We start from the raw sequence: 22,203 nt of genomic DNA on the forward strand, positions 1-22,203 counted from the left end.
GCCTAATCGACGTGTCGTCATCGCCATGCCCAGCAGCCCTCCCATTGCCCGTCAAGCCTTTCTCCACGGCGCCATCGCCATTCTCCCGCTGTCCCTGGCCGTGGCCCCGTGGGGGTTGCTGGCAGGCTCCATGGCCATCGAAGCCAACCTCAGCGCCTGGGAAGGCCAGGGGCTTTCGGCCATCGTCTTCGCGGGCGCGGCACAACTGGTGGCCATTGGCATGCTCAAGGGCGGCGCCAACCTGGCGTCGATCCTGCTCACCACCCTGCTGCTGACTTCTCAGCACTTGCTCTATGGCCTGTCCATGCGCCCGGTGCTGTCGAGTCAGCCGCTGCGCTGGCGGCTGGGTCTGGGCTTTCTGCTCACCGACGAGTTCTTCGCGCTGACCAGCCATTACGACCAGCAGCAGTTCAACCGCTGGTACGCACTGGGTGTGGGCCTGACCTTCTATATAGCGTGGAACCTGTTCACCCTGGCCGGGATCATCCTCGGCCAGAACATCCCGCACCTGGATCAACTGGGTCTGGACTTCTCCATCGTCGCCACCTTCGTCGCCCTGATTGCGCCGCTTGTACGCAGCCTGGCGACAGTCGTCTGTGTGGCGGTATCGCTGTTCTGCTCGGTGCTGTTCAGCTACTGGCAGTGGGAAACTGCGCTGGTGGCTGCAGGCCTGCTAGGCATGGCGGCGGGCTTTATTTGTCAGAAGTTTTCCGGAGGCCGCGCATGATCTGGTTGCTGATATTCACCATGGGCGCGGTGGTATTCCTCAACCGCTATGCCTTCCTGGAACCTCGCCTGCCCCTGCGCCTGAGCTCCAATGCCCGGCAGTTCCTGGGCTTCGCCGTGCCCGGCATGCTCACGGCCATCTGCGGGCCGATCATCTTCCTGCCCGACCACCAACTGGACCTGAGCCCGCTCAATCCTTACCTGCTTGGCTCGCTGGTGGCCATCGCACTGGTGCTCTGGACGCGCAGCGTATTGTTGAGCATGCTGGTGAGCATGTTGATCTTCTTTCTTCTGCGTAGCTGGCTGGCATGAGCAGACCCCTGCGCGAACAGACCCACCTCTGGCAAGCGCCTGCCCTGGGCGATGTGGAGATGCTGCATGCGCGGTATTTCCAGCAACGCTTTGCCCCGCACGTGCATGAGGGCTACGTATTTACCGTGATCGAGTCCGGGGCCCAGCGCTTCTGGCACCGAGGCAGCGAGCATCTGGCACCGGTCGGCAGCATGGTACTGATCAATCCCGATGAGCTGCACACCGGGGCCACCGCCCATGAAGCCGGTTGGCGCTATCGCGGTTTCTATCCGGAGCACGAGCGGGTCACCGGCGTGCTGGACGAGCTAGAGCTTGGCCGCCATGGCATGCCGCATTTCAAGGAAAGTGTGATTCAGGACCCGGCCCTGGCCTTGGCGTTCAGCCAACTGCACCAGCTGTCCGAATCCGGCGCCAGTGCCCTCGAGCAGCAAACCGCCTGGCGCCAGGCGGTACTGGCCCTGGTGCAGCGCCACGGGCAATGCGCAGAACCTGCGGCGCCCGGCCAGGAACCGCTGGCAGTGGCCCGCGCCCGCGAACTGCTGGAAAGCCAGCTGGCCGACCCGCCCTCGCTTGAAGCGCTGGCGGCGGCGGTCAACCTGTCGCCGTTCCATTTTGCCCGGGTGTTCCGCCAGGCCACCGGCCTGCCGCCACATGCCTGGCTGAAGCAGCGCCGCCTGGCCCGGGCACGGGAAATGCTCAAGCGTGGCTGGGCAGCCTCGGAGGTAGCGTTCGACCTGGGTTATGCCGACCAGAGTCATCTGAGCCGGCAGTTCAAGCAGGCCTATGGAGTGCCCCCTGGGGCCTACCGGCAGGCGTGCATCAGCTCAAACATGCCTGCCGGATCGCTCACAATGCCAACTCAAGTTGCAATGGATCCAGCAGGTCCCGTCGAATCCTGACGGCAACACCAACCAGGCGCACTGCTCGCCCCTGCCGCTTGCTTTCCCAAAGCATTCGACACAGCCCCCGCATGACCTGCGGTTGTAACGCCAGGGCGGGCGCTTCGGCAGTGGCAACAGAAAAATCGGAAAACTTGAGTTTGACTTGATTCTTGATAATAGGCGGTGCGTTGCCTAGCGCTTGCAAGCGGGTCGCTAAACTCGCCAGTAGTTCATCCAGCTCTCGGATACAGCAAGCAAAATCATCACAATCGCTGGGCAACGTATGCTCAACACCGAACGACTGCATACCACTGGGCTTGCCTTCGTAACCTTCCCGACCCCGGCAACGCTCCCACACATAGAAACCGTGAGCGCCAAGGTGACGCAGCAGGGCCGGTATCATCTCGTCTGTGACATCAGCACATTTTGTACACCCCAATGCTTGCAATACCGCCCAGGTCTTGGGACCCACCCCTGGAATCTTGCGAATGTCCAGGCTCGCAAGAAAGGCCTGCACCTGATCCGGCGCGATAACGAACTGGCCGTCAGGCTTGTTCACCTCCGAAGCCATTTTCGCCAGGTACTTCAAAGGAGCGATACCCGCAGAAGCTGTCAACTGCAGCTCTTGTTCAATGGTCGCCCGGATCCGGCTTGCCATGTAAGTCGCCGATCCGCTGCAGTGCGTCTGCCCTGTCACATCCAGCGTTGCCTCATCCAGCGAGAGAAACTCGACGCTCGAGGTATAACGCCGGAAAATGATGTCCAGCCTGCGAGTCACTGCCTCGTAACGCTCGAAGCGCACAGGCAACAGGACCAACCCCGGACATAAGCGTTGCGCTGTTGCGGTTGCCATGCCGCTCCTGACGCCAAATCGCCTGGCGATGTAGTTGGATGTACTGATCACACCCCGGTCAGTCGCCTTTCCGCCGACAGCGACAGGTCGTTCACACAACCATGGGGCATCCAGCAGCTCGACGGCAACGAAGTATGAGTCCATGTCGATGTGAATGAATTTGCGCCCGTGACCGTTCGGTTGCTGCCCCGCGCTGTCATGCGATTGAGCGTTTTCAGTCAAGCACGAATACCCCCAGCGAGACCGATCCATCGGTATTACGAACCTTGTGCACACCCTGAATATGCGGGGCAAATTCGGGGTATTGCACAGACAACGCCTCGACTGCCTGCAGGTAGCCAACCAAAGCCGCAGTCCAGCGCTCGCCGGGGGCGATACACATGATCCCTGGCGGGTATGGAATAACCCCCTCGGCCGCAACCCTGCCCGTAACCTCTCCAATGCTCTGAAGGCGGGCTTCGCCACGCACAAACCGCTGGTTGGCCTGATACGGGGGGCAATCCACCTGTGCCGCACCAATGGCACTGAAGATCTCACTTTGCCTCTGTTCTACCTGATGTGCGCGATAGAGCGTATTGATGCGCTCACCGAGCATAGCAAGGGATAGCCCCTGATAAGGCGCTGGAGCTAAACGCAGCGAAGGCAGCAGTTGCAGCACCGCAGCCCCCTCGAGCAAGTGCGCTTCGAAAAACTCCAGAACATGCACCAACCCATTCAAGGCGGCATTGTTGCTGGATGGCGTCATTAGCAGGGTGAAGGTGTAGAAATCCGTTTTTTCCGGGGTAAAGCCGCAATCTCGCAGGTACTGGGTGACCAGGCATGCCGGGATGTCGAGCTGTCCTCGAGTAGTGAAAATGGCTTTGCATGGGTCGATGTAGTGCAGACCAGGCTCGATAGGTAACGCGCCCTGCGCCTGGTATTCGAGCGGGATTTCGGAAACAGGCGGCATCAGTGGCCGGATGAACCGGCAGCGGCGTGCCACTTGGTCCCGCAATGTCTGCGCAGCGGCCAACGCCTGCCGCCAATGCCGCTCGCCTTCGCCGTCGGCAAGCATGGCGGCATTTACCTCCAGCGACATGAACAAAGGGTAGGAAGGGCTGGTCGAGGCGTGTTGCATGAAGGCGGCATTGAACACTGGCCGCGGGCAGTAACTTGGCAGATGGCCGATATGCCGGTCTTTCTTGTGAATCTGCGACGCCTGGGAGAGCCCGGACATCTGCTTGTGCACCGACTGGGTCACGACAATACCGGGGGAGGTATCGATCAACTGCACGTTCAGCGGCGACAGTGTGGCCAATGCCGGAATGAAAGGCTCATACCCAGCCCAGGCGCCGTCGAACAGTACGTATTCACAAAGATGGCCAATGCGCGCCAACATTGCCGCTGCGTCGACCACAACTCCATCGCAGGTCGCCTGCTGGATTATCGCCAGACGAAAAGGCCTGGGTTCGTGCGACCGCCGCTCACAGATCTGACCCACCCGGCTGCGCAAGTGCCCCTCATCCAGGGCACCCAATCGGTAGCCGCCCAGCCCCCCCCGCTCATCTCGTACATTGTCCAAGTACACCGGCAATGCACCGCACTGGATCAAGGCACCGAGAAACACCGACTTATGGTTGTTTCGATCCATCAACACCAAATCGCCTGCCGCCAGCAGAGCGCTGGCAACCACCTTGTTCGCAGTAGACGTGCCATTGAGCACGAACCAAGTATCGTCGGCACCAAAAACCCTTGCTGCCAGTTGTTCGGCCTCTTGTACCGGGCCTTCATGACCGAGCACGTCACCCAGCTCCGGTGCTGCATGGGGGACATCCACATGAAACACTTCCGGCCCCAGCAATTGCCGGAAACGGGCACCGGCCGGGTGCTGCTGTAAACAGGCTCCCCCTTGGTGACCAGGGCAGGCAAACGTGGGTCGGCGTTTGTCGACAAATGATGCAAGCGCACGGGTGAAGGGTGGTAAAACCTGCTGTTCAAAGGCGAGTGCAGCAGCTATCAGCCTGGCCTTGTCATGCTCAGATAATGGCAATTTCAGCTGCCGCTCGTCCCCCCCTCTGCCGGACCACTCGCAGCGTTCGAACTAATGAACAGTGGTAAACGCCAACGCTCCACCGCTTCACGCACGGTCGCTTGCAGCGCGTCCTCAGGTGTCATATACAAAGCCGAAGCGAGTGCAAGATTTACCGACGAATCCAAAGGTATGGTTTGCACGCCCTCCCACATGTCTACATCGAGCGCCACGCTATAGACGATTGTCGGTGTCATGGTTTTTTCCTTTCAGGTTCCAGCGCACTGGAGCAATAAACAACATCAGCGTCATCCAGATGAAGGTCGCCGGCCCTGCAAGTACAAACACCAAACTGGCAACCAGCCCTGAAACGGCATCACCCATGACGGCCGTGAAATAGTAGAGAGAGAAATTCCTGCCAACTTCCTGCTCACCCGACAAGCACTGGATATTGGTCACGATAGCGATATCGACAAATGCTCCAATGAAGCCGACCAGAAATAGGGCCAGCAGGAATATCCAGCTGTTGACTTGCAGTGCGATTGCGGCAGCCAAAAACAATGCGCCATACAGCAGCCAATACCGCAATACCGTCCGAGTGGTAGTGCGCGGGTTCAAACGTGTGTAAAGCACACCCCCCAGCACAGTACCTGCAGCAAGCAACGAAATTACGTAACCAACCGCCGCTTCGGAGGCAAAATGTTCCAGCACCGCAGCCGGAAGGATGAAGCGAATGACCGACGTTGCAAAAAGTGCACAGAGCGTGGTGCAGCCAATAACGGCAAATAATGGGGCGTTGTTGCTCCTGAGCTTGCTCACATTGCGTGCGGCATCGCGAATTATGGCACGCCCATCAAACACCTGATGCTTGCCTCGCCTGCCAGGTCTGAGGGCGGTGATGGAAATGGCCGACAACACTAGGCACAGCACAAAAAACAGGAAAGTCGCTTCGCGCGTCAGCAGCAGCACACATGCCGAAAAAACCAGCGGACCGACAATCGAGGCGACATCTTCGATCACCTGAACCCCACTGTTCACCGAGGCCAACAGATGCTTTTCGACAAGATCGGGAAAGTATGCTCGAAAGGTCGGCGCATAAAGGCATTCCAGTGCCGTCATGACCATCGCCAACCCAACCAGCACCGGCAATACAGACGTGTGCAGACTGAACAAGGAAAAGAAGGCAAGAGCCAAAACACCTTTGCTCACCTCGACCGCCAACAGCGTTCGTTTCTTGTCGCCGTTATCTGCCAGCCAGCCGCCCAGGGGCGAAAATACCACACTCGGCAAGTAGCGGAAGAAATAGGCAATGCCGATCAAAAGCAGGTCGGCATCGGCCATGGACACGATTGCCACGGCAAATGCAGCTTCGAAGGCAAACTCACCGCATTTGGAAAAGCAGTACCCCAACGCCAGCGAACGCGTTCCGTAATTAACAGTCAACGCCTGCATATCCGGTGCTCCTTAGCCAGCTGCATAAATCAATTCACGCTCGGTGATGTCGCGCCCTGGTACATCAAGCCGCTCGAATACCAGCTTCTTTAGAATGTCCTGCTCACCTGCCGGCATCAGGTAAAACATGATGTTGCTGTACCAAAGCCAGCCAAGCCGCGTCAGCCGATAATGGTTTGTGTCCTCCAGGACCAGGCCTGCCTGGATCAAAGCATCAAGCCGATGTATCAGCGCCTCCGGCACACGGCACATTTCAACCTGGCGTTTGTCGACCACGCCGTGATACGCCAGGCGAACGACCAGCGGCTTGACCACATCCAGCAGCGAATCATGCCCACTCACCTGGCACACGTGCTCCCCTACCGCCATGCGTTGGGTATATTTTTCGCGCAATGAAATGTTGGTAATGACGTGCCCCGCCACCGACGAGATGGCGCCCACGCCAAAGCCCAGCAGGTCATGGTCGGCATAGCCGTAGACATGTTCGTGGTAGACAAATGAGTAATCGTTAGCGAATAGCAAGCTATCGGCGCCGGGCCTGTGCACATAGCCATGGCCATTATAGGGAACATAACCATACTGGCGCAGATGCTCATCGAGCATAAATTTCATGTTGAGCTTGCGCATCGCAGGCATTACGTCCGCGAAGCGAGCCTTGATCTGCTTATGTAGTTTGACGGATGTGGCAGCGTTATTAATAGGGTAGATATCCACATTACTGACGCCCATCTCAACCGCTTTATCAATGTCGGCAAGTGTCTGCTGCTCATGGCTTCCGTTCATGCCATACAGGATGTCGCAGAGCACATGCCCAAAATGGCCGCGCAGCAGTTCGGCAGCACGCTCGATCTTGCCAATGTCCGGGTCGAGATTGAACAGGTGCCGCCATTCACGATCAGTCGTTTGCAGGCCAAATCGTGCATGAGTGATACCAATGGCAGCGAGTGCGCGAATACGCTCTTCGGTGACACTGGTGACATTGAACTCGAATGAGAACTCCTGTACATCGCGCATATCGAAATGACGATGCAGCGCCTCGCCAATGTCGTAAATGTTTCGCGGCGATAGCAGTGATGGTGTTCCACCACCAAAAAATATGGCTCTGACCGGGACCGCCTTCAAGTCCATTACTTGTGCCTTGTACTCTATTTCGCCGATCAGAGCCTGCGTATATCGGTCGATGTCCTCGGCTCGCTTGTACAGCCCTCGGGTAAACGGGCAAAACGAACAAATGGACTCACAGAAGGGGATGTGGAAGTACAACGCCCGTGAACGCGCACTCTTATTCGCAGTGACCATCATCTCAGCAAACTGATTTCGTCCCGGCTGGTAAACATTGAGTGCTTGCGTTGGAAAGAAAAAATTGTAGAGCGGGAACTGATAGTCAAACTTTAACATTCCTCTATCGAGCAACTGCATGCCTAACCCCCCCTGGATCGTTCACTGCACTTCCACGCAACAACGTTCTTCGATTGATTTGTACATCCGTACCAAAAAATTCTGAAATCCCTTCATTGATCGATTGATTACTCTTCCCACACGTATACACGTCAATACTAATGTAGCCGCGCTCAGGATAAGTATGGTAAGAAAGGTGAGACTCGGACAAAAGAAAAAGCCCGGTAACTCCCTCCCCGCCTGAGGAAAACTTGTGAATCATATCGCTTATCACGGTAAACCCGGATGCCTGCAGAGCAGATAAAAAGAAGCAATGCAATGCTTTATCATTGCTCAGCAACTGCGCATTGGCACCGGTTATATCCCAGATGGTGTGGTATCCACGATCGTTCATAAAGCGTGCTCCTTCAGGAAAATGAAGGGGCGGCACGAAGCCGCCCCCTTACTTACCACATGCAAACACCTTTCGTGTCAACGCCAGCCACATCGGTCTTGAACAGTTCGATTGCAGATTTCATATGTGAACTCCTTTCAGATTATTGAGGTCGCCCGTGTATCTGCAGGGCAACTCCAACCTAAGACTTCTTTGGGGCCACACTCAACAACCAAGTTGTAACAAGAACACGACCAACGACATGCACTGACCAAGCAAGCAGAATATTCCTACACTGCTTACATGCTTGATAAGCGCACTACCCAATATTCACCCACGGTGGGATAGAGCACTTCAATGGCGCTTACTAAAATGCGCACACTCCTCGTCCCCACAAGGAGCAATGGCATCAAATTTAAACATGTTGTTTATACGTAACGAGTTGTTACCGGCCGCCACCGCCGCCGTTTTCTGCCGGTTCGGCGCCTCACGCACAGGCAGCAGAGCCCCGTCAAGCCTCTGCTACACTGACAGAGCTGAACGGAGGATCCTGCCATGTCCGAAAGAGAGCTCACCACCCTGCTGTCGCTGATGAACCAGCGCCAAGCCTGCCTGAGCAGCGCCTGCAAGGAGATTGCCGACTGGATCGACCGGCAGGGCGATGTGCCCGCCGCCGGCAAGATCCGCGCGAGCCTCAAGGCCCTGGAGGCTGACGAGGCCCAGGTACGCAAGACCCTGACCTCGCTGACGCTCGACAGGCCGCTGCCCAAGTTTCGCAGCTGAAAAGATCAGGGCCGCTGTGCGGCCCTGTTTCAAGTGTGTCAGTGGTTCATGTGCATGTGGTCATGCCCTGCGCCCACCTCGGCTGTGAGCGCCCGCACTTCAGCCTGCACGTCCAAGGTTTCCCTGGCGCCTTTGGCATCTTCGATGGTCAGGGTCAGCGGCACTTTCTCACCCTCCTTCACCTGATTGCTCAGCCCCATCAGCATCACGTGCAGGCCATTCGGATCCAGCGTCACGGCTTTGCCGGCTGGCAACTCGACGGTTTTCACCTCACGCATGCCCATCACGTCGCCGTTCATGGTCATCTCGTGCACCTGAACGGTCTTGGCCAACTTGGATGCCACGCCCACCAACTTGCTGTCGCTGCTGGCGGTCAGGGTCATGAAGGCACCGGTGGACTGCTGGTGCGGCACACTGGCGCGTACCCACGCATCACTCACCGTGGTCTGAGCCAGAGCCGGCAAGGCGAGGCCCATCAATGCCAGCGTGGCCAGGCCGCGCTTGAACGGTTGCAGTGAAATAGCCATTAGCAAATCTCCATCAGGGTAACCAGGTCTTCGGCGCATTCCTGGGCGGTCAGGGAATGGCCCAGGCTCAGGCGCAGCGTGCCGCGCGTATCGTAGACATAGCTGGTGGACGAGTGGGAGACGGTATAGGTATCCCCGGCCGGGACCTTCTCGTAGAACACCTTGAATTCCTTCGCTACCGCGGCGATTTCCTCGGGGGTGCCGGTAAGCGCGGTGAACGACGGGTCGAACGCCTTGACGTAGGCATCGAGCACTTCCGGCGTGTCGCGCTCCGGATCCAGGGTAATCAGCACCACCTGGAACAGGTCGCGATCGCGGCCTTTGAGCAGCTTGCGGATTTGTGCGGCGCGCGCCAGCGTAGTCGGACAGACCGCCGGGCACTGGGTAAAGCCGAAGAAGATCATCGGCATGCTGCCGTAGAAGCTCGACAAGGTGACGTCGTTGCCACGGGTATCCTTGAGGCGGAACTTGCGCCCGAGGATTTCGTTGCTCATGTTCTTGCCGTACTTGAACTCGAGCCCCCGGGCCGGGCTGCAGCCTGCCAGCAGGCCGAGCCCGAGAACGCCCATCCCGGCGACGACCGCGCGCCGGGTAAACAGATCATTCATGGAACCATCCTTTACAGGGAAGGTGCCGGCCCTAGGGACAGGCCGGCCGAAAAACCGGGGCATTCTGGCATGACACCCCCAGGGCATCTACCCGACGTTGGAGGTGCAGGCCTGCAGCCCTTTAAATACGGGCTGCGGCCTGTTGTCGCAGGGGTTGAATCCGTAACAGTTTGTTGCTAGGGATCAAGGTTCTGGCAGCGCCAACCTGAATCGCCCGAGACGTCTCAGTAGTACGCGTTTTCTTTCTGGCTGTGGTCGGTCACGTCACGTACACCCTTGAGCTCAGGAATGCGCTCGAGCAGGGTACGCTCGATGCCGTCCTTGAGGGTGACGTCCGCCTGGCCGCAACCCTGGCAACCGCCGCCGAACTGCAGCACGGCGATACCGTCGTCGACCACGTCCACCAGGCTGACCTGACCACCGTGGCTGGCCAGCCCCGGGTTGATCTCGGTCTGCAGGTAGTAGTTGATGCGTTCGTTGATCGGGCTGTCTTCGTTGACCATCGGCACCTTGGCATTCGGCGCCTTGATGGTCAGTTGGCCACCCATGCGATCGGTGGCGTAGTCGACCAGCGCGTCCTCGAGGAACGGTTCGCTGACCGAATCGATGTACGCGGTGAAGCTCTTGAGCCCCAGCGCGGTGTCGTCAGGCTTCTCTTCGCCCGGCTTGCAGTAGGCGATGCAGGTCTCGGCGTACTGGGTGCCCGGCTGGGTGATGAAAATGCGGATGCCGATGCCAGGCGTGTTCTGCTTGGACAGCAGATCGGCCAGGTAATCATGGGCGGCGTCGGTAATGGTTATAGCGCTCATGGAAGTTCCTCACAGACTTGCGGCCAAGTGTACGCCAACCTGGCCTTCGAACAAAGTCCTAGTAATTGACTCGGGAAAGCGCATATGCCTGGCTTTGCTCCCGTGGCGCCGCCAGCCAGGCGTGCATCCGTCGGTACAGGCCTCGCTCAAGCCACTGGTAGCTGAACCAAGACATTAGTCCAATGGACGGCACGCAGAAGGCGAAGACCAGGTAAGGGTTCAGCTTCAGCCGCTGGCTGACGAACCAGCCGCCGTAAAGCACCAGCACATGGATCAGGTACACCGAATAGGAGCAGTCGCCCAGCATCTTGAGCAGTCGATTGCCTTTGAACCAGGGCTCTAACGCAACGAATGCCAGCACCACCAGCGCGCTCGGCAGCCCCCAGTGCAGCAGGCGCTGGGAAGCGTCCAGGTGAAACAGCGCATACCCCGCCACCGCCAGTACTGCCAGCGGCAGCCATCGCCTCTCGCGAATGAGTCCGCGGCGGTACAGCACACCCAGGCCAATACCGAGCAGGAACTCGTAGATGATGTCGTTGTTGTAGAAACGGCTGACGACACCCAATCGGCCCAGCAACTCACTCACCACCAGCAGCGCGGCGGCCACCAGCAACAGGTGGTGACGCTGGCGGGCCATAAACGCGAGGCCGAACAACGCGTAGAAGAACATTTCGTAATTCAGCGTCCAGCCAACGTTCAGGGTCGGATACAGCCCATAACCTCCCGGGTTTTCGGCCGGAATGAACAACAGCGACAACAGCAAGTGTTGCCATTGGAACACCTGGTGGGGCATCCATTGGCTGGCGACGAGTAGCAGCGTGGCCATCAGCGCCGTGTAGAACCAGTACGCCGGGACGATGCGCAGCAGTCGGTTGAGCAGGAACTGCCCAGGGGCGATGGCTTTGTCTCGGGTTGAGAGGTAGATCACCAGGCCGCTGATCACGAAGAAGATGTCGACCCCCACGGCGCCTCGCTCGCTGAGCAGGCGGCCGACAGGGCCGGTGGCATGGAAGTCGAAGAAAATTTGCATGAAGTGGTGGCAGACCACCACCCAGGCGGCGAGCGCCCGCAGTGCCTGAAGCGAATACAGCATGAAATACCTGCGATCAGCCGGTGCATTGAGGCCTCGCCCGCCCGGCTCCCACAGCACCTGCAGGAGCCGGCTTGTCGGCGATGGGGCTGCAAACCAGCCCCTGGCCACCCGACCTTTGGGACCGCAGTGAGTCCGCAAAGGTCAGTCCGGCCGATCAGAGGTTCTCGTAGCGGTTCATGTCCAGTACGCCCGCCTCGACCGGATCGGTCTGTTCGATGAAGGTGTTCAGGTCATGGAAGTAGAACCAGAACCGCGGATGGCTACGCCGCACGCCCCAGCGCATGACGATGCGTTCGAACTTGGCCGGGTCGTCGCGTGCCGCCTCCATGTCCTCGACGAACTCCGGCACGTTCGACGCCGGGATGTTGAAGATGAAGTTCGGGTAGCTACTGAGCACCCCCGGGTACAGGGTCAGGGTATCCAGACCTGGCTGGTAGCGGTACGCCTCGCCCAGCAAGAAGGCCACATTGCTGTGGGCCCTGTTGCGCAACAGGCTGTAGACCTGACGGCGGCCGCCCTCGCCTTCGATGCGCAGCATGGTCGCCTCGGGCAGTTGGTTGATCACCTTCAGCCCCGCCGCCGGACGCGACACCAGTCGGCTGAGCGACTGCTCTACATCGCGGAACTCGGCATCCATCTCCGGCCGTGAACAATAAGCGCCCTTGCAGCGGTTGATCGGGTCTGGCGCTGCGTTGAGGCTGCCGGTGCGCTGCAGCAGTTTCAGGCCAAAGTCGCGCGTCGGGTCGCGAGGGTCGAGTTTCAGCCCGCTTGGGGTGTCGGTGTCGATGTCCTCGTAGTCCATCCACATCTTCACCTTGCCGCTGTTCTGGTACCAGTTGCTGAGCACCTTGCCACGCTGATCGGCCGGCATCAGGCGCAGGAAGTTGACCTCGGCGCCGTTGCGGATCAAGTCGAAGTACAAGCGCGTCTGCAACTGGTGCGAGACGTTGCCAAACACATCGAAGTTGACCGCCAACTGATAATAAGTGCGCTCGAACAACGGGTAGTCGAACAGCCAGGTGGTCAGCGGCACATCGCCGATCAACCCCTTGGTCACCGAAGCACTGTCAAAGTGGCGGAAGATGGTCAGCAAGGCATTGTCGTTGCCCGCCCACAGGGTCGACCAACTCGGCGGCGCCATCTCGGCGTAGGCCTCGCGGCGCAGCTTTTCATATTCATTGCGCTTGTCCCGGTAGGCGTGCCACAGGGTGAGCACGCTGCCCACGTCATCGATCTGCCCAGGCATCGCCAACAGCGGCGTGGCTTCGCTGCGGTACTTGGCATCGGTGATGTAGCGGTCATGCGCTGGCTCCTGGAACAGCGCCCAGAAGTTGTCGCGGATCACGTCGGTGGCGATTTGCCCACGGCAAACTGGGCCGCGGATGAAGGTCCGCACGAAGTACTCGGCGTTATCCAGCATGAACTGATAGCGTGCCACCGCCGGAATCGCCTCGAAGGTCTCGAACGGGTTGGCCCGGTGACGTGGGCCGTAACCCGGCAGCGCGGTGGCATGCCAGTCGCCCGCGTAGAACAACTGCTTGACCCGCTTGAGCTTCTGCGGACCCATGGGGTACGTGATGTGGGTCTTGTGCACGATCACGCCCTGCACCGGCACCAGGCGGTAGTAGAAGTCGGTGCCCGGCGGGTCGTTGGGGCGACGAGTGGCGATCAGGTCGACCGGCTGGCCGCTCGGCGTGCGCGAACGTACCCATTGGAAGAAGTGGCCTTGTTCGCCGCCGACGAAATAAATATGCGCGAGGAACAGGTGCTCGTACAGCCAACGACCCACCAATGCTTCGGTGGAACCGGGACGGTTGAGCAGTTCTTCCCACTCGGCGATCTGCCTGGCTTCGACCGGGCTGGGCTGGATCGGCTGGTATTCGACTGGAGCACCGGCGGCCAGCCAGGCGCGCATGGTCTGGTACTCCTGGTCGGTCAGACCGGTGACGGCCAGCGGCATGCCTTCCTTGGGATGCGCGCCGGCATAAGCGTCGAACTCATGGGGCAACGGGCACATGTTGTTGCGGTTGAGCCCAAGCACGATCTCGTCGGGCAATTTGGCATTGGGCGTGAGCGGGGTCTTGTGACCGAGTTCGAGCATTCGAGCCATCAGTGCGGCCTGGCTGCCCTGGTTGTCGAGCACCGAATAAAAGCCCTTCTTACGCCATTCGGCCTCGCTATGGGCGTCGTAGAACAGCCGTGTGGTGGGCACCGCCTTGCTCCGGTCGCCCTGGTACACCGGCACCTTGGAGGCACCGCGCACTGCACCTTCGGGGCTTTCCAGCTTGAGCTGGCACGCGGCGTCGTTGCACGCATGGCAGGCCACGCATTTCTCGGTGAAGATCGGTTGAATATCCCGGGTGTAGGAGATGCCCGGACTCGACTGGGGGCCCTGCCCAAAGGCCACGCCACTGACGAGCAGCGCGAAGCCACAAGCCAGGGCAATAAAACAGCGATGCACCATGTGCGCGAAATCCTGGTTACAGAAAGCCATCACGTTAGCCTGGTCGTCCTTGGATGCTCATCGACCCAACATGAACAGAATTCATGCAAATGGGCAGCGCGCCTAAAAACCGCGCAGCTTTGTTATGATTCGGCACCTTCTGATTTTTGCCCGACCAGGTAGTTCCTATGTCCGACCGCAGCGCTCGTCTCCAAGCACTCCAGAACGCACTCAAAGAGCGCATCCTGATCCTCGACGGTGGCATGGGTACTATGATCCAAAGTTACCGCCTCGAGGAACACGACTATCGTGGCACGCGCTTTGCCGATTGGCCAAGTGACGTCAAGGGAAACAACGATCTGCTGCTGCTCAGCCGCCCCGATGTGATCGCCGCCATCGAGAAGGCCTACCTGGACGCTGGCGCCGACATCCTTGAAACCAACACGTTCAACGCCACGCAAATCTCCCAGGCCGACTACGGCATGGAGTCGCTGGTGTACGAGCTGAACGTCGAAGGCGCCCGCATCGCCCGCCAGGTGGCCGACGCCAAGACCCTGGAAACCCCGGACAAACCGCGTTTCGTCGCCGGCGTGCTCGGCCCTACCAGCCGTACCTGCTCGATCTCCCCGGACGTCAACGACCCCGGCTACCGCAACGTCACCTTCGACGAGCTGGTGGAAAACTACATCGAGGCCACCCGTGGCTTGATCGAAGGCGGCGCCGACCTGCTGCTGATCGAAACCATCTTCGACACCCTCAACGCCAAGGCCGCGATCTTTGCCGTGCAGCAAGTGTTCGAAGAAGACGGCGTCGAACTGCCGATCATGATCTCCGGCACCATCACCGATGCCTCCGGCCGAACCTTGTCCGGCCAGACCACCGAAGCCTTCTGGAACTCGGTGCGACACGCCAAGCCGATTTCCGTCGGCCTGAACTGCGCCCTGGGCGCCAAGGACTTGCGTCCGTACCTGGAAGAACTGGCGACCAAGGCCGACACCCATGTTTCGGCGCACCCCAATGCCGGCCTGCCCAACGCGTTCGGCGAATACGACGAAACCCCGGCGGAAATGGCTGCCGTGGTCGAGGAGTTCGCTGCCAGCGGTTTCCTCAACATCATTGGCGGTTGCTGCGGCACCACCCCGCCGCATATCCAGGCCATCGCCGAAGCTGTGGCCAAGTACAAGCCGCGGGCCATTCCCGATATACCCAAGGCTTGCCGCCTGTCGGGCCTGGAACCGTTCACCATCGATCGTCAGTCGCTGTTCGTCAACGTCGGCGAGCGGACCAACATCACCGGTTCCGCCAAATTCGCCCGGCTGATCCGCGAAGAGAACTACACCGAAGCGCTGGAAGTCGCCCTGCAGCAGGTAGAAGCCGGCGCCCAGGTGATCGACATCAACATGGACGAAGGGATGCTCGACTCCCAGGCTGCCATGGTCCGCTTCCTCAACCTGATCGCTGGCGAGCCGGATATCTCCCGCGTGCCGATCATGATCGACTCCTCCAAATGGGAAGTGATCGAAGCGGGCCTCAAGTGCATCCAGGGCAAGGGCATCGTCAACTCGATCTCCATGAAGGAAGGCGTCGAGCAGTTCAAGCACCACGCACGCCTGTGCAAGCGCTATGGCGCCGCCGTGGTGGTGATGGCCTTCGACGAAGTCGGCCAGGCCGACACTGCCGCACGCAAGAAGGAGATCTGCCAGCGCAGCTACGACATCCTGGTCAACGAGGTAGGCTTCCCACCGGAAGACATCATCTTCGACCCCAACATCTTCGCCGTGGCCACTGGCATCGAAGAGCACAACAACTACGCCGTCGACTTCATCGAGGCCTGTGCCTACATCCGTGACCACCTGCCTTTCGCGCTGTCGAGCGGTGGTGTGTCCAACGTATCGTTCTCGTTCCGCGGCAACAACCCGGTGCGCGAGGCGATCCACTCGGTGTTCCTCTACCACGCCATCCAGAACGGCCTGACCATGGGTATCGTCAACGCTGGCCAGCTGGAGATCTACGACGAGATCCCGCCTGCCCTGCGCGAGAAGGTCGAGGATGTGGTACTCAACCGCACCCCGCACGGCACCGATGCATTGCTGGCCATTGCCGATGACTACAAGGGCGGTGGCGCGGCCAAGGAAGTGGAAAACGAAGAGTGGCGCTCGCTGCCGGTGGAAAAACGCCTGGAGCACGCGCTGGTCAAAGGCATCACAGCCTTCATCGTCGAAGACACCGAAGAGTGCCGTCAACAGTGCGCGCGTCCTATCGAGGTCATCGAAGGCCCGCTGATGAGCGGCATGAACGTGGTCGGCGACCTGTTCGGTGCTGGCAAGATGTTCCTGCCCCAGGTGGTGAAGTCAGCCCGCGTGATGAAACAGGCGGTAGCCCACCTGATCCCCTTCATCGAGGCGGAAAAAGGCGACAAGCCAGAGGCCAAGGGCAAGATCCTGATGGCCACGGTCAAAGGCGACGTGCACGACATCGGCAAGAATATCGTCGGCGTGGTGCTGGGCTGCAACGGCTACGACATCGTCGACCTGGGCGTGATGGTGCCGGCGGAGAAGATCCTGCAGACCGCCCGTGAACAGAACTGCGACATCATCGGTCTATCCGGCCTGATCACCCCGTCGCTGGACGAGATGGTCCACGTCGCCCGTGAAATGCAGCGCCAGGATTTCCACCTGCCGCTGATGATCGGTGGCGCCACCACCTCCAAGGCCCACACAGCGGTGAAGATCGAACCCAAGTACAGCAACGATGCGGTGGTCTATGTCACCGACGCCTCCCGCGCCGTGGGTGTCGCCACCCAGCTGCTGTCCAAGGAGCTCAAGCCAGGCTTCGTCGAGAAAACTCGCCAGGACTATGAAGAAGTGCGCGAGCGCACCGCCAACCGCAGCGCCCGCACCGAGCGCCTGAGCTACGCGCAGGCAGTGGCCGCCAAACCGAAGTACGACTGGGCCGGCTACCAACCGGTCGTCCCGTCCTTCACCGGCGTCAAGGTGCTGGAAGACATCGACCTGCGCACCTTGGCCGAGTACATCGACTGGACCCCGTTCTTCATCTCCTGGGACCTGGCCGGCAAGTTCCCGCGCATCCTCACCGACGAGGTGGTCGGGGAAGCCGCCACCGCGCTGTACAAGGATGCCCGCGAGATGCTCGACAAGCTGATCGCCGAAAAGCTGATCAGCGCCCGTGCCGTCTTCGGTTTCTGGCCAGCCAACCAGGTGGCCGACGACGACATCGAAGTGTACGGCGAGAACGGCCAGACGCTGGCCACCCTGCACCACCTGCGCCAGCAGACCATCAAGCCGGACGGTAAGCCGAACTTCTCCCTGGCCGACTTCGTCGCACCAAAGGACAGCGGCGTCACTGACTACATGGGCGGCTTCATCACCACCGCTGGCATCGGTGCCGAGGAAGTGGCCAAGGCCTACCAGGACAAGGGCGACGACTACAGCTCGATCATGGTCAAAGCCCTGGCCGACCGCCTGGCCGAGGCCTGCGCCGAATGGCTGCACGAGCAGGTGCGTAAAGAGCACTGGGGTTATGCCAAGGACGAGCACCTGGACAACGAAGCGCTGATCAAGGAGCAGTACAGCGGCATCCGCCCTGCCCCAGGCTACCCCGCGTGCCCGGATCACACCGAGAAGGCCACGCTGTTCCGCCTGCTCGACGGCAGCGCCATCGGCGAAACCGGCCCAAGTGGCGTATTCCTCACCGAGCACTTCGCGATGTTCCCGGCGGCAGCGGTCAGCGGCTGGTATTTCGCCCACCCGCAGGCGCAGTACTTTGCCGTGGGCAAGGTCGACAAGGACCAGATCGACAGCTACAGCGCGCGCAAGGGCCAGGAAGTAACCGTAAGTGAGCGTTGGCTGGCACCTAACCTCGGTTACGACAGCTGACAGTTCATCGCCGGCACGCCGGCGCCTGCAACGATGGCGCAGAGCCTGCAGGAGCCGACTTGCCAGCGATGAGGCCAGTACCTATCACCTACACTGTCCTTGTATGCCTCTGCATTGATCAGGAGCCCCCATGGACGATTCCAGCCAAGGCAAGCCGCCCACCTTCTGGCAGATGCTGCACAGCATCCTGGCCGCAGCGTTCGGCGTGCAGAGCGGCAAGAACCGGGCACGCGACTTCACTCACGGCAAAGCCAGCCACTTCATCGTGCTGGGCACGTTGTTCACGCTGGTGTTCATCCTGGTGCTGATCGGCCTCGTGCAACTGGCCGTGCACCTCACCGCCCGCTAAAACGCAATCCGCCCGCGGAAATCCCTTCCACGGGCGGCTCAGGTTGAGTCACGGTCTGAAGACTAAGGCTACTGGTGGCTGACCCAATATACGGCAGTGACCACCACCAGGACGATCAGGCAGAGGATCGCCCAGGCATCGACGCTGCTGTCAGCTTTGCGGACCTTGGTTGAGTTTCCCATTGCATTGCCTCTTGTAGTGGTTATGGGAATGCACTTCACAACCAGCAGTTAAGACGAGCGATGCCCTTCTCTCAAGCAGGGTTTTTCAATAGTCGACGGGTGACGCAAGAAACGGATACTGGAAACCGGCCGGGCGCCCTTCGGCGCTGTAACGCTGGAAATCGATCCCGTAGTCGTCCCGATCCAGCAGCTTCAGCCAACGCCGGGCCTTGTTCTCGTCGATCGATTGCAGCGCCGGCGCCCGGTACTCATGCAGGCCATCACGATCCATCGACACCCCTTGGGCATCATCATGCAGCATCACCATGGCCCAGCCGCCCAAGGTGAAGTGCCCGCCCATCAATACCCCCAGGCGTCCATCGATTCGTGCCCGCAGTGCCTCGGGGGAGCTGTTGATCGCGCTGAACACCACGTCCCGGCCCGGCTTGCGCCCAGCCGCTTCGAACGCCTGCATGGCGCCAAAAGCCATTTCGTCATTGGCTGACCAGACCAGCTTGATGTCCGGATATCGCTCAAGCAGCACCTGGGCCTGTTCGAAGGCACGCTGACGGTTCCAGCCACCGTACACGACCTGACGCAAGCGCACCTGGGGAAAGTCCGCCAACGCCCGGCGCATGCCCTGCTCGCGCAATTGCGAGGCTGGCGTGCTCTTGACCCCGGCGAATGCCACCAGGTCCACGGGCTCGTTGCTACGGGGCAGCAAAGCGACCATCTGGTGCAGCATCTGGTAACCGGCCTGTTCGTCATTGGCGGTTAGGGTACCCAACAGCTGTGCGTATTTCTCCGGCTGCGCCTTGATACTCTGGGCCTGGCTGGCGGTCAGGCCATTGTTGACCAGGAACAACTTGACCCCGGTGCCCTGGGACAGCCGGATGATTTCCGGCGCCACGTACTGCTCGTTGACCAGCACCAGGTAGTCGGGTCGTTGCGGCCCCTGGAGAATCGTCCGGGCCTGAACCAGCGCACGCTCGGCACTGCGCTCGCTGTACTCCACCCGAAGGGTCATGCCCAGGTCGTCGGCCGCCGCCTGCATGAAACGCGAATAGCTGGTCCAGAACGCTTCGCTGGACAGGCCTGGGTTGAGAAATACCACCGAAGCAGCCTGCGCACTGGCTACCAGCGGCAGGCTCAGGCACAGGCTTTGGCACAACGCCTTGAGCATGCGGTTACACCCGTCGAAACAAAGTCGCGAGTATAAACATGTCGGCGCACGGGCGAACAAATGCCAGTCAGTCTCACATAGTCCGTTTAGTTCTTTTCATATGCAAAAACATCACTTTAGCGCATAACTACAACCTGATATCGTTCCCCGGCTCCGAAACCGGAGTGCGCGGCCGTGCGCGCGAATAGCTGCATGCAGCCTGAGACAGGACTTTTATGTACGTATACGACGAGTACGATCAGCGGATCATCGAGGACCGCGTCAAGCAGTTCCGTGATCAGACCCGCCGCTACCTGGCCGGTGAGCTGAGCGAAGAAGAATTCCGCCCTCTGCGCCTGCAGAACGGCCTTTATATCCAACGTTTTGCCCCGATGCTGCGCGTCGCCGTGCCGTACGGCCAGCTGAACTCGACCCAGGTCCGCTTGCTGGCCAAGATCGCCCGCGACTACGACAAGGGCTATGCGCACATCAGCACCCGGCAGAACGTGCAGTTCAACTGGCCTGCGCTGGAAGATGTTCCAGACATCCTGGCCGAGCTGGCCACCGTGCAGATGCACGCGATCCAGACCAGCGGCAACTGCCTGCGCAACACCACCACCGACCAATTCGCCGGTGTGGCTGCCGACGAAGTCGTCGACCCTCGCCCCTGGTGCGAAATCATCCGCCAGTGGACCACCTTCCACCCGGAATTCGCCTACCTGCCGCGCAAGTTCAAAATTGCGGTCAACGGCTCGCAGGAAGACCGCGCGGCCATCGAAGTCCACGATATCGGCCTGGAGCCGGTGCGCAACGAAGCCGGCGAGCTGGGCTTCCGCGTGCTGGTCGGCGGTGGCCTGGGCCGTACCCCGGTGGTCGGTTCGTTCATCAACGAATTCCTGCCATGGCAGGACTTGATCAGCTACCTGGACGCGATCCTGCGCGTGTACAACCGTTACGGTCGCCGTGACAACAAGTACAAGGCGCGCATCAAGATCCTGGTCAAGGCACTGACCCCTGAGGTGTTCGCCGAGAAGGTCGAGGCCGAAATGGTCCACCTGCGTGGCGGCAGCACCACCCTGACCCAAGCGGAAGTCGACCGTGTGTCGCGCCACTTCGTCGACCCTGACTACAAGGCGCTGGAAAACGTCGACTACAGCGCACTGGACCAGGAGCACCCAGGCTTCGCCCGCTGGCGCTCGCGCAACACTCGCGCCCACAAGAAGCCCGGCTACGTGGCCGTGACCCTGTCGCTCAAGCCGACCGGTGTAGCACCAGGCGACCTGACCGACAAGCAGCTGGACGCCGTGGCGGACCTTGCCGAGCGCTACAGCTTCGGTTTCCTGCGTACTTCCCACGAGCAGAACATCATCCTTGCCGACGTCGAGCAGCGTCAGCTGCACACGCTGTGGATGGAGCTGCGCGAGAACGGCTTCGCCACGCCGAACATCGGCCTGCTGACCGATATCATCTGCTGCCCGGGTGGTGACTTCTGCTCGCTGGCCAACGCCAAGTCGATCCCGATCGCCGAGTCCATCCAGCGCCGCTTCGACGACCTGGACTACCTGTTCGACATCGGGGAAATCGACCTGAACATTTCCGGCTGCATGAACGCCTGCGGCCACCACCACGTGGGCCATATCGGCATCCTCGGCGTGGACAAGAAGGGTGAGGAGTTCTACCAGGTTTCCCTGGGCGGCAACGCCGCGCGCGGCGCGAGCCTGGGCAAGATCCTCGGCCCGTCCTTCGCCCAGGAAGACATGGCCGATGTGATCGAGAAGCTGATTGCCGTGTACGTGGAACAGCGTACCGAAGAAGAGCGCTTCATCGACACTTACCAGCGTATCGGCATCGACCCCTTCAAGGAACGCGTCTATGCAGCGAATCATTAAGAACAACCAACTCGTCGACGAAACCTGGCACCTGCTGCCCAAGGAAACCACCCTCGACGAGCTGACCAACTGCGACGACTACATCGTCCCCCTGCAGCTGTGGCGAGACCATGCCCACGTGCTCAAGGCCCGCGACGGTGGCCTGGGTGTGTGGCTGGACAGCGACGAAGAAGCCGAGGAGATTGGCGACGACGTCGACCAGTTCCAGGTCATCGCCCTGAATTTCCCGGCCTTCACCGACGGGCGCAGCTACTCCAATGCGCGCCTGCTGCGAGACCGCTACAAGTTCAAGGGCGAACTGCGCGCCATAGGCGACGTGCTGCGCGACCAGCTGTTCTTCATGGCCCGCTGCGGCTTCGATGCCTTCGCCATCCGCGCCGACAAAGACCCGGAAGATGCGTTGCAAAGCCTGAAGGACTTCTCGGTCACCTACCAGGCCGCCACCGACGAACCGCTGCCGCTGTTCCGCCGCCGCTGATT

20 protein-coding genes are annotated in these 22,203 nt (G+C 60.2%); 8 read left to right on the forward strand and 12 right to left on the reverse strand.

The genetic code is table 11. From position 1 onward, the window contains the following. Positions 1–25 precede the first annotated feature (25 nt). From VXM67_RS16195 to VXM67_RS16205, 3 genes are read left to right on the forward strand one after another with little or no spacing between them, the layout of a single operon-like run. Entirely contained in the window at positions 26–727 is a 702-nt protein-coding gene (locus VXM67_RS16195; RefSeq protein WP_367237163.1) for an AzlC family ABC transporter permease, read from the forward strand. Next, the gene (locus VXM67_RS16200; RefSeq protein ID WP_023381058.1) at positions 724–1,038 is read left to right on the forward strand and encodes an AzlD domain-containing protein; all 315 of its coding nucleotides are present in this window, start codon (positions 724–726) and stop codon (positions 1,036–1,038) included. Before VXM67_RS16195 ends, VXM67_RS16200 begins: the two co-directional genes overlap by 4 nt. Next, entirely contained in the window at positions 1,035–1,937 is a 903-nt protein-coding gene (locus VXM67_RS16205) for an AraC family transcriptional regulator (RefSeq protein WP_104883578.1), read from the forward strand. Before VXM67_RS16200 ends, VXM67_RS16205 begins: the two co-directional genes overlap by 4 nt. Here VXM67_RS16205 and dinB read toward each other — a convergent pair. The 6 genes from dinB to speD are packed head-to-tail and all read right to left on the reverse strand — an operon-like array spanning position 1,885 to position 8,024. Further along, positions 1,885–2,994, reverse strand: coding sequence for a DNA polymerase IV (gene dinB / locus VXM67_RS16210; RefSeq protein ID WP_256583295.1), 1,110 nt, complete (start codon positions 2,992–2,994; stop codon positions 1,885–1,887). The genes VXM67_RS16205 and dinB overlap by 53 nt on opposite strands. After that, a complete protein-coding gene (locus VXM67_RS16215) occupies positions 2,987–4,801 on the reverse strand; it encodes an ornithine decarboxylase (protein WP_367237164.1) in 1,815 nt (604 codons plus the stop codon). Before VXM67_RS16215 ends, dinB begins: the two co-directional genes overlap by 8 nt. Before the next feature lie 2 nt (positions 4,802–4,803). Further along, entirely contained in the window at positions 4,804–5,037 is a 234-nt protein-coding gene (locus tag VXM67_RS16220; protein WP_367237165.1) for a hypothetical protein, read from the reverse strand. Continuing rightward, the gene (locus VXM67_RS16225; RefSeq protein ID WP_104883575.1) at positions 5,015–6,232 is read right to left on the reverse strand and encodes an MFS transporter; all 1,218 of its coding nucleotides are present in this window, start codon (positions 6,230–6,232) and stop codon (positions 5,015–5,017) included. Before VXM67_RS16225 ends, VXM67_RS16220 begins: the two co-directional genes overlap by 23 nt. 12 nt (positions 6,233–6,244) lie before the next feature. Then, on the reverse strand, positions 6,245–7,651 hold the full coding sequence (locus VXM67_RS16230; RefSeq protein ID WP_104883574.1) for a coproporphyrinogen-III oxidase family protein: 1,407 nt from the start codon (positions 7,649–7,651) through the stop codon (positions 6,245–6,247). Further along, on the reverse strand, positions 7,635–8,024 hold the full coding sequence (gene speD / locus VXM67_RS16235) for an adenosylmethionine decarboxylase (protein ID WP_202675425.1): 390 nt from the start codon (positions 8,022–8,024) through the stop codon (positions 7,635–7,637). The genes VXM67_RS16230 and speD overlap by 17 nt, the downstream gene beginning before the upstream one ends. 534 nt (positions 8,025–8,558) lie before the next feature. On the opposite strand from speD, the gene VXM67_RS16240 reads away from it, so the two are divergent. After that, positions 8,559–8,786 (forward strand): hypothetical protein, encoded by a 228-nt coding sequence (locus VXM67_RS16240; protein ID WP_003260451.1) that lies wholly within the window; start codon positions 8,559–8,561, stop codon positions 8,784–8,786. A 38-nt stretch (positions 8,787–8,824) separates the two neighbouring features. On the opposite strand, the gene VXM67_RS16245 is transcribed toward VXM67_RS16240, so the two are convergent. The 5 genes from VXM67_RS16245 to VXM67_RS16265 form a co-directional block, all read right to left on the reverse strand. Next, complete coding sequence (locus VXM67_RS16245) at positions 8,825–9,307, reverse strand: copper chaperone PCu(A)C (protein ID WP_104884064.1); 483 nt, start codon at positions 9,305–9,307, stop codon at positions 8,825–8,827. A 5-nt stretch (positions 9,308–9,312) separates the two neighbouring features. Continuing rightward, on the reverse strand, positions 9,313–9,921 hold the full coding sequence (locus tag VXM67_RS16250; protein ID WP_367237166.1) for an SCO family protein: 609 nt from the start codon (positions 9,919–9,921) through the stop codon (positions 9,313–9,315). Between the two features lie 224 nt (positions 9,922–10,145). Then, a complete protein-coding gene (gene nfuA / locus VXM67_RS16255; RefSeq protein ID WP_027907063.1) occupies positions 10,146–10,730 on the reverse strand; it encodes a Fe-S biogenesis protein NfuA in 585 nt (194 codons plus the stop codon). 58 nt (positions 10,731–10,788) lie between these two features. Continuing rightward, positions 10,789–11,823: an acyltransferase family protein gene (locus tag VXM67_RS16260; RefSeq protein WP_367237167.1), complete on the reverse strand. Its 1,035-nt coding sequence runs from the start codon at positions 11,821–11,823 to the stop codon at positions 10,789–10,791. Positions 11,824–11,977: 154 nt separating this feature from the next. Continuing rightward, positions 11,978–14,287 (reverse strand): fatty acid cis/trans isomerase, encoded by a 2,310-nt coding sequence (locus VXM67_RS16265; protein ID WP_027907065.1) that lies wholly within the window; start codon positions 14,285–14,287, stop codon positions 11,978–11,980. A gap of 167 nt (positions 14,288–14,454) precedes the next feature. Between VXM67_RS16265 and metH the strand changes: the two genes are divergently transcribed. Continuing rightward, the gene (gene metH, locus VXM67_RS16270; protein WP_027907066.1) at positions 14,455–18,162 is read left to right on the forward strand and encodes a methionine synthase; all 3,708 of its coding nucleotides are present in this window, start codon (positions 14,455–14,457) and stop codon (positions 18,160–18,162) included. Positions 18,163–18,292: 130 nt separating this feature from the next. Next, positions 18,293–18,511: a DUF2970 domain-containing protein gene (locus VXM67_RS16275; RefSeq protein ID WP_023381068.1), complete on the forward strand. Its 219-nt coding sequence runs from the start codon at positions 18,293–18,295 to the stop codon at positions 18,509–18,511. Between the two features lie 267 nt (positions 18,512–18,778). Here the strand turns inward: VXM67_RS16275 and VXM67_RS16280 are convergent, their stop codons facing one another. Continuing rightward, the gene (locus VXM67_RS16280; protein WP_023381069.1) at positions 18,779–19,855 is read right to left on the reverse strand and encodes an ABC transporter substrate-binding protein; all 1,077 of its coding nucleotides are present in this window, start codon (positions 19,853–19,855) and stop codon (positions 18,779–18,781) included. Between the two features lie 215 nt (positions 19,856–20,070). Between VXM67_RS16280 and VXM67_RS16285 the strand changes: the two genes are divergently transcribed. Beyond that, positions 20,071–21,723, forward strand: a complete 1,653-nt coding sequence (locus tag VXM67_RS16285) for a nitrite/sulfite reductase (RefSeq protein ID WP_023381070.1) — start codon at positions 20,071–20,073, stop codon at positions 21,721–21,723. Then, complete coding sequence (locus VXM67_RS16290) at positions 21,707–22,201, forward strand: DUF934 domain-containing protein (RefSeq protein ID WP_023381071.1); 495 nt, start codon at positions 21,707–21,709, stop codon at positions 22,199–22,201. The genes VXM67_RS16285 and VXM67_RS16290 overlap by 17 nt, the downstream gene beginning before the upstream one ends. Positions 22,202–22,203 lie beyond the last annotated feature (2 nt).

This window comes from Pseudomonas sp. Rh2 (genome assembly GCF_040762985.1).
Classification (GTDB): Bacteria; Pseudomonadota; Gammaproteobacteria; order Pseudomonadales; family Pseudomonadaceae; genus Aquipseudomonas; species Aquipseudomonas taiwanensis.

What these genes read in the sequence shown, in the direction of transcription:
- VXM67_RS16195 (WP_367237163.1), top strand. Translation starts at nt 26, where the DNA reads ATGCCCAGCAGCCCTCCCATTGCCCGTCAAGCCTTTCTCCACGGCGCC.
- VXM67_RS16200 (WP_023381058.1), top strand. Translation starts at nt 724, where the DNA reads ATGATCTGGTTGCTGATATTCACCATGGGCGCGGTGGTATTCCTCAAC.
- VXM67_RS16205 (WP_104883578.1), top strand. Translation starts at nt 1,035, where the DNA reads ATGAGCAGACCCCTGCGCGAACAGACCCACCTCTGGCAAGCGCCTGCC.
- VXM67_RS16220 (WP_367237165.1), bottom strand. Translation starts at nt 5,037, where the DNA reads ATGACACCGACAATCGTCTATAGCGTGGCGCTCGATGTAGACATGTGG.
- VXM67_RS16225 (WP_104883575.1), bottom strand. Translation starts at nt 6,232, where the DNA reads ATGCAGGCGTTGACTGTTAATTACGGAACGCGTTCGCTGGCGTTGGGG.
- VXM67_RS16230 (WP_104883574.1), bottom strand. Translation starts at nt 7,651, where the DNA reads ATGCAGTTGCTCGATAGAGGAATGTTAAAGTTTGACTATCAGTTCCCG.
- speD (WP_202675425.1), bottom strand. Translation starts at nt 8,024, where the DNA reads ATGAACGATCGTGGATACCACACCATCTGGGATATAACCGGTGCCAAT.
- VXM67_RS16240 (WP_003260451.1), top strand. Translation starts at nt 8,559, where the DNA reads ATGTCCGAAAGAGAGCTCACCACCCTGCTGTCGCTGATGAACCAGCGC.
- VXM67_RS16250 (WP_367237166.1), bottom strand. Translation starts at nt 9,921, where the DNA reads ATGAATGATCTGTTTACCCGGCGCGCGGTCGTCGCCGGGATGGGCGTT.
- nfuA (WP_027907063.1), bottom strand. Translation starts at nt 10,730, where the DNA reads ATGAGCGCTATAACCATTACCGACGCCGCCCATGATTACCTGGCCGAT.
- VXM67_RS16260 (WP_367237167.1), bottom strand. Translation starts at nt 11,823, where the DNA reads ATGCTGTATTCGCTTCAGGCACTGCGGGCGCTCGCCGCCTGGGTGGTG.
- VXM67_RS16265 (WP_027907065.1), bottom strand. Translation starts at nt 14,287, where the DNA reads ATGGTGCATCGCTGTTTTATTGCCCTGGCTTGTGGCTTCGCGCTGCTC.
- metH (WP_027907066.1), top strand. Translation starts at nt 14,455, where the DNA reads ATGTCCGACCGCAGCGCTCGTCTCCAAGCACTCCAGAACGCACTCAAA.
- VXM67_RS16275 (WP_023381068.1), top strand. Translation starts at nt 18,293, where the DNA reads ATGGACGATTCCAGCCAAGGCAAGCCGCCCACCTTCTGGCAGATGCTG.
- VXM67_RS16280 (WP_023381069.1), bottom strand. Translation starts at nt 19,855, where the DNA reads ATGCTCAAGGCGTTGTGCCAAAGCCTGTGCCTGAGCCTGCCGCTGGTA.
- VXM67_RS16285 (WP_023381070.1), top strand. Translation starts at nt 20,071, where the DNA reads ATGTACGTATACGACGAGTACGATCAGCGGATCATCGAGGACCGCGTC.
- VXM67_RS16290 (WP_023381071.1), top strand. Translation starts at nt 21,707, where the DNA reads ATGCAGCGAATCATTAAGAACAACCAACTCGTCGACGAAACCTGGCAC.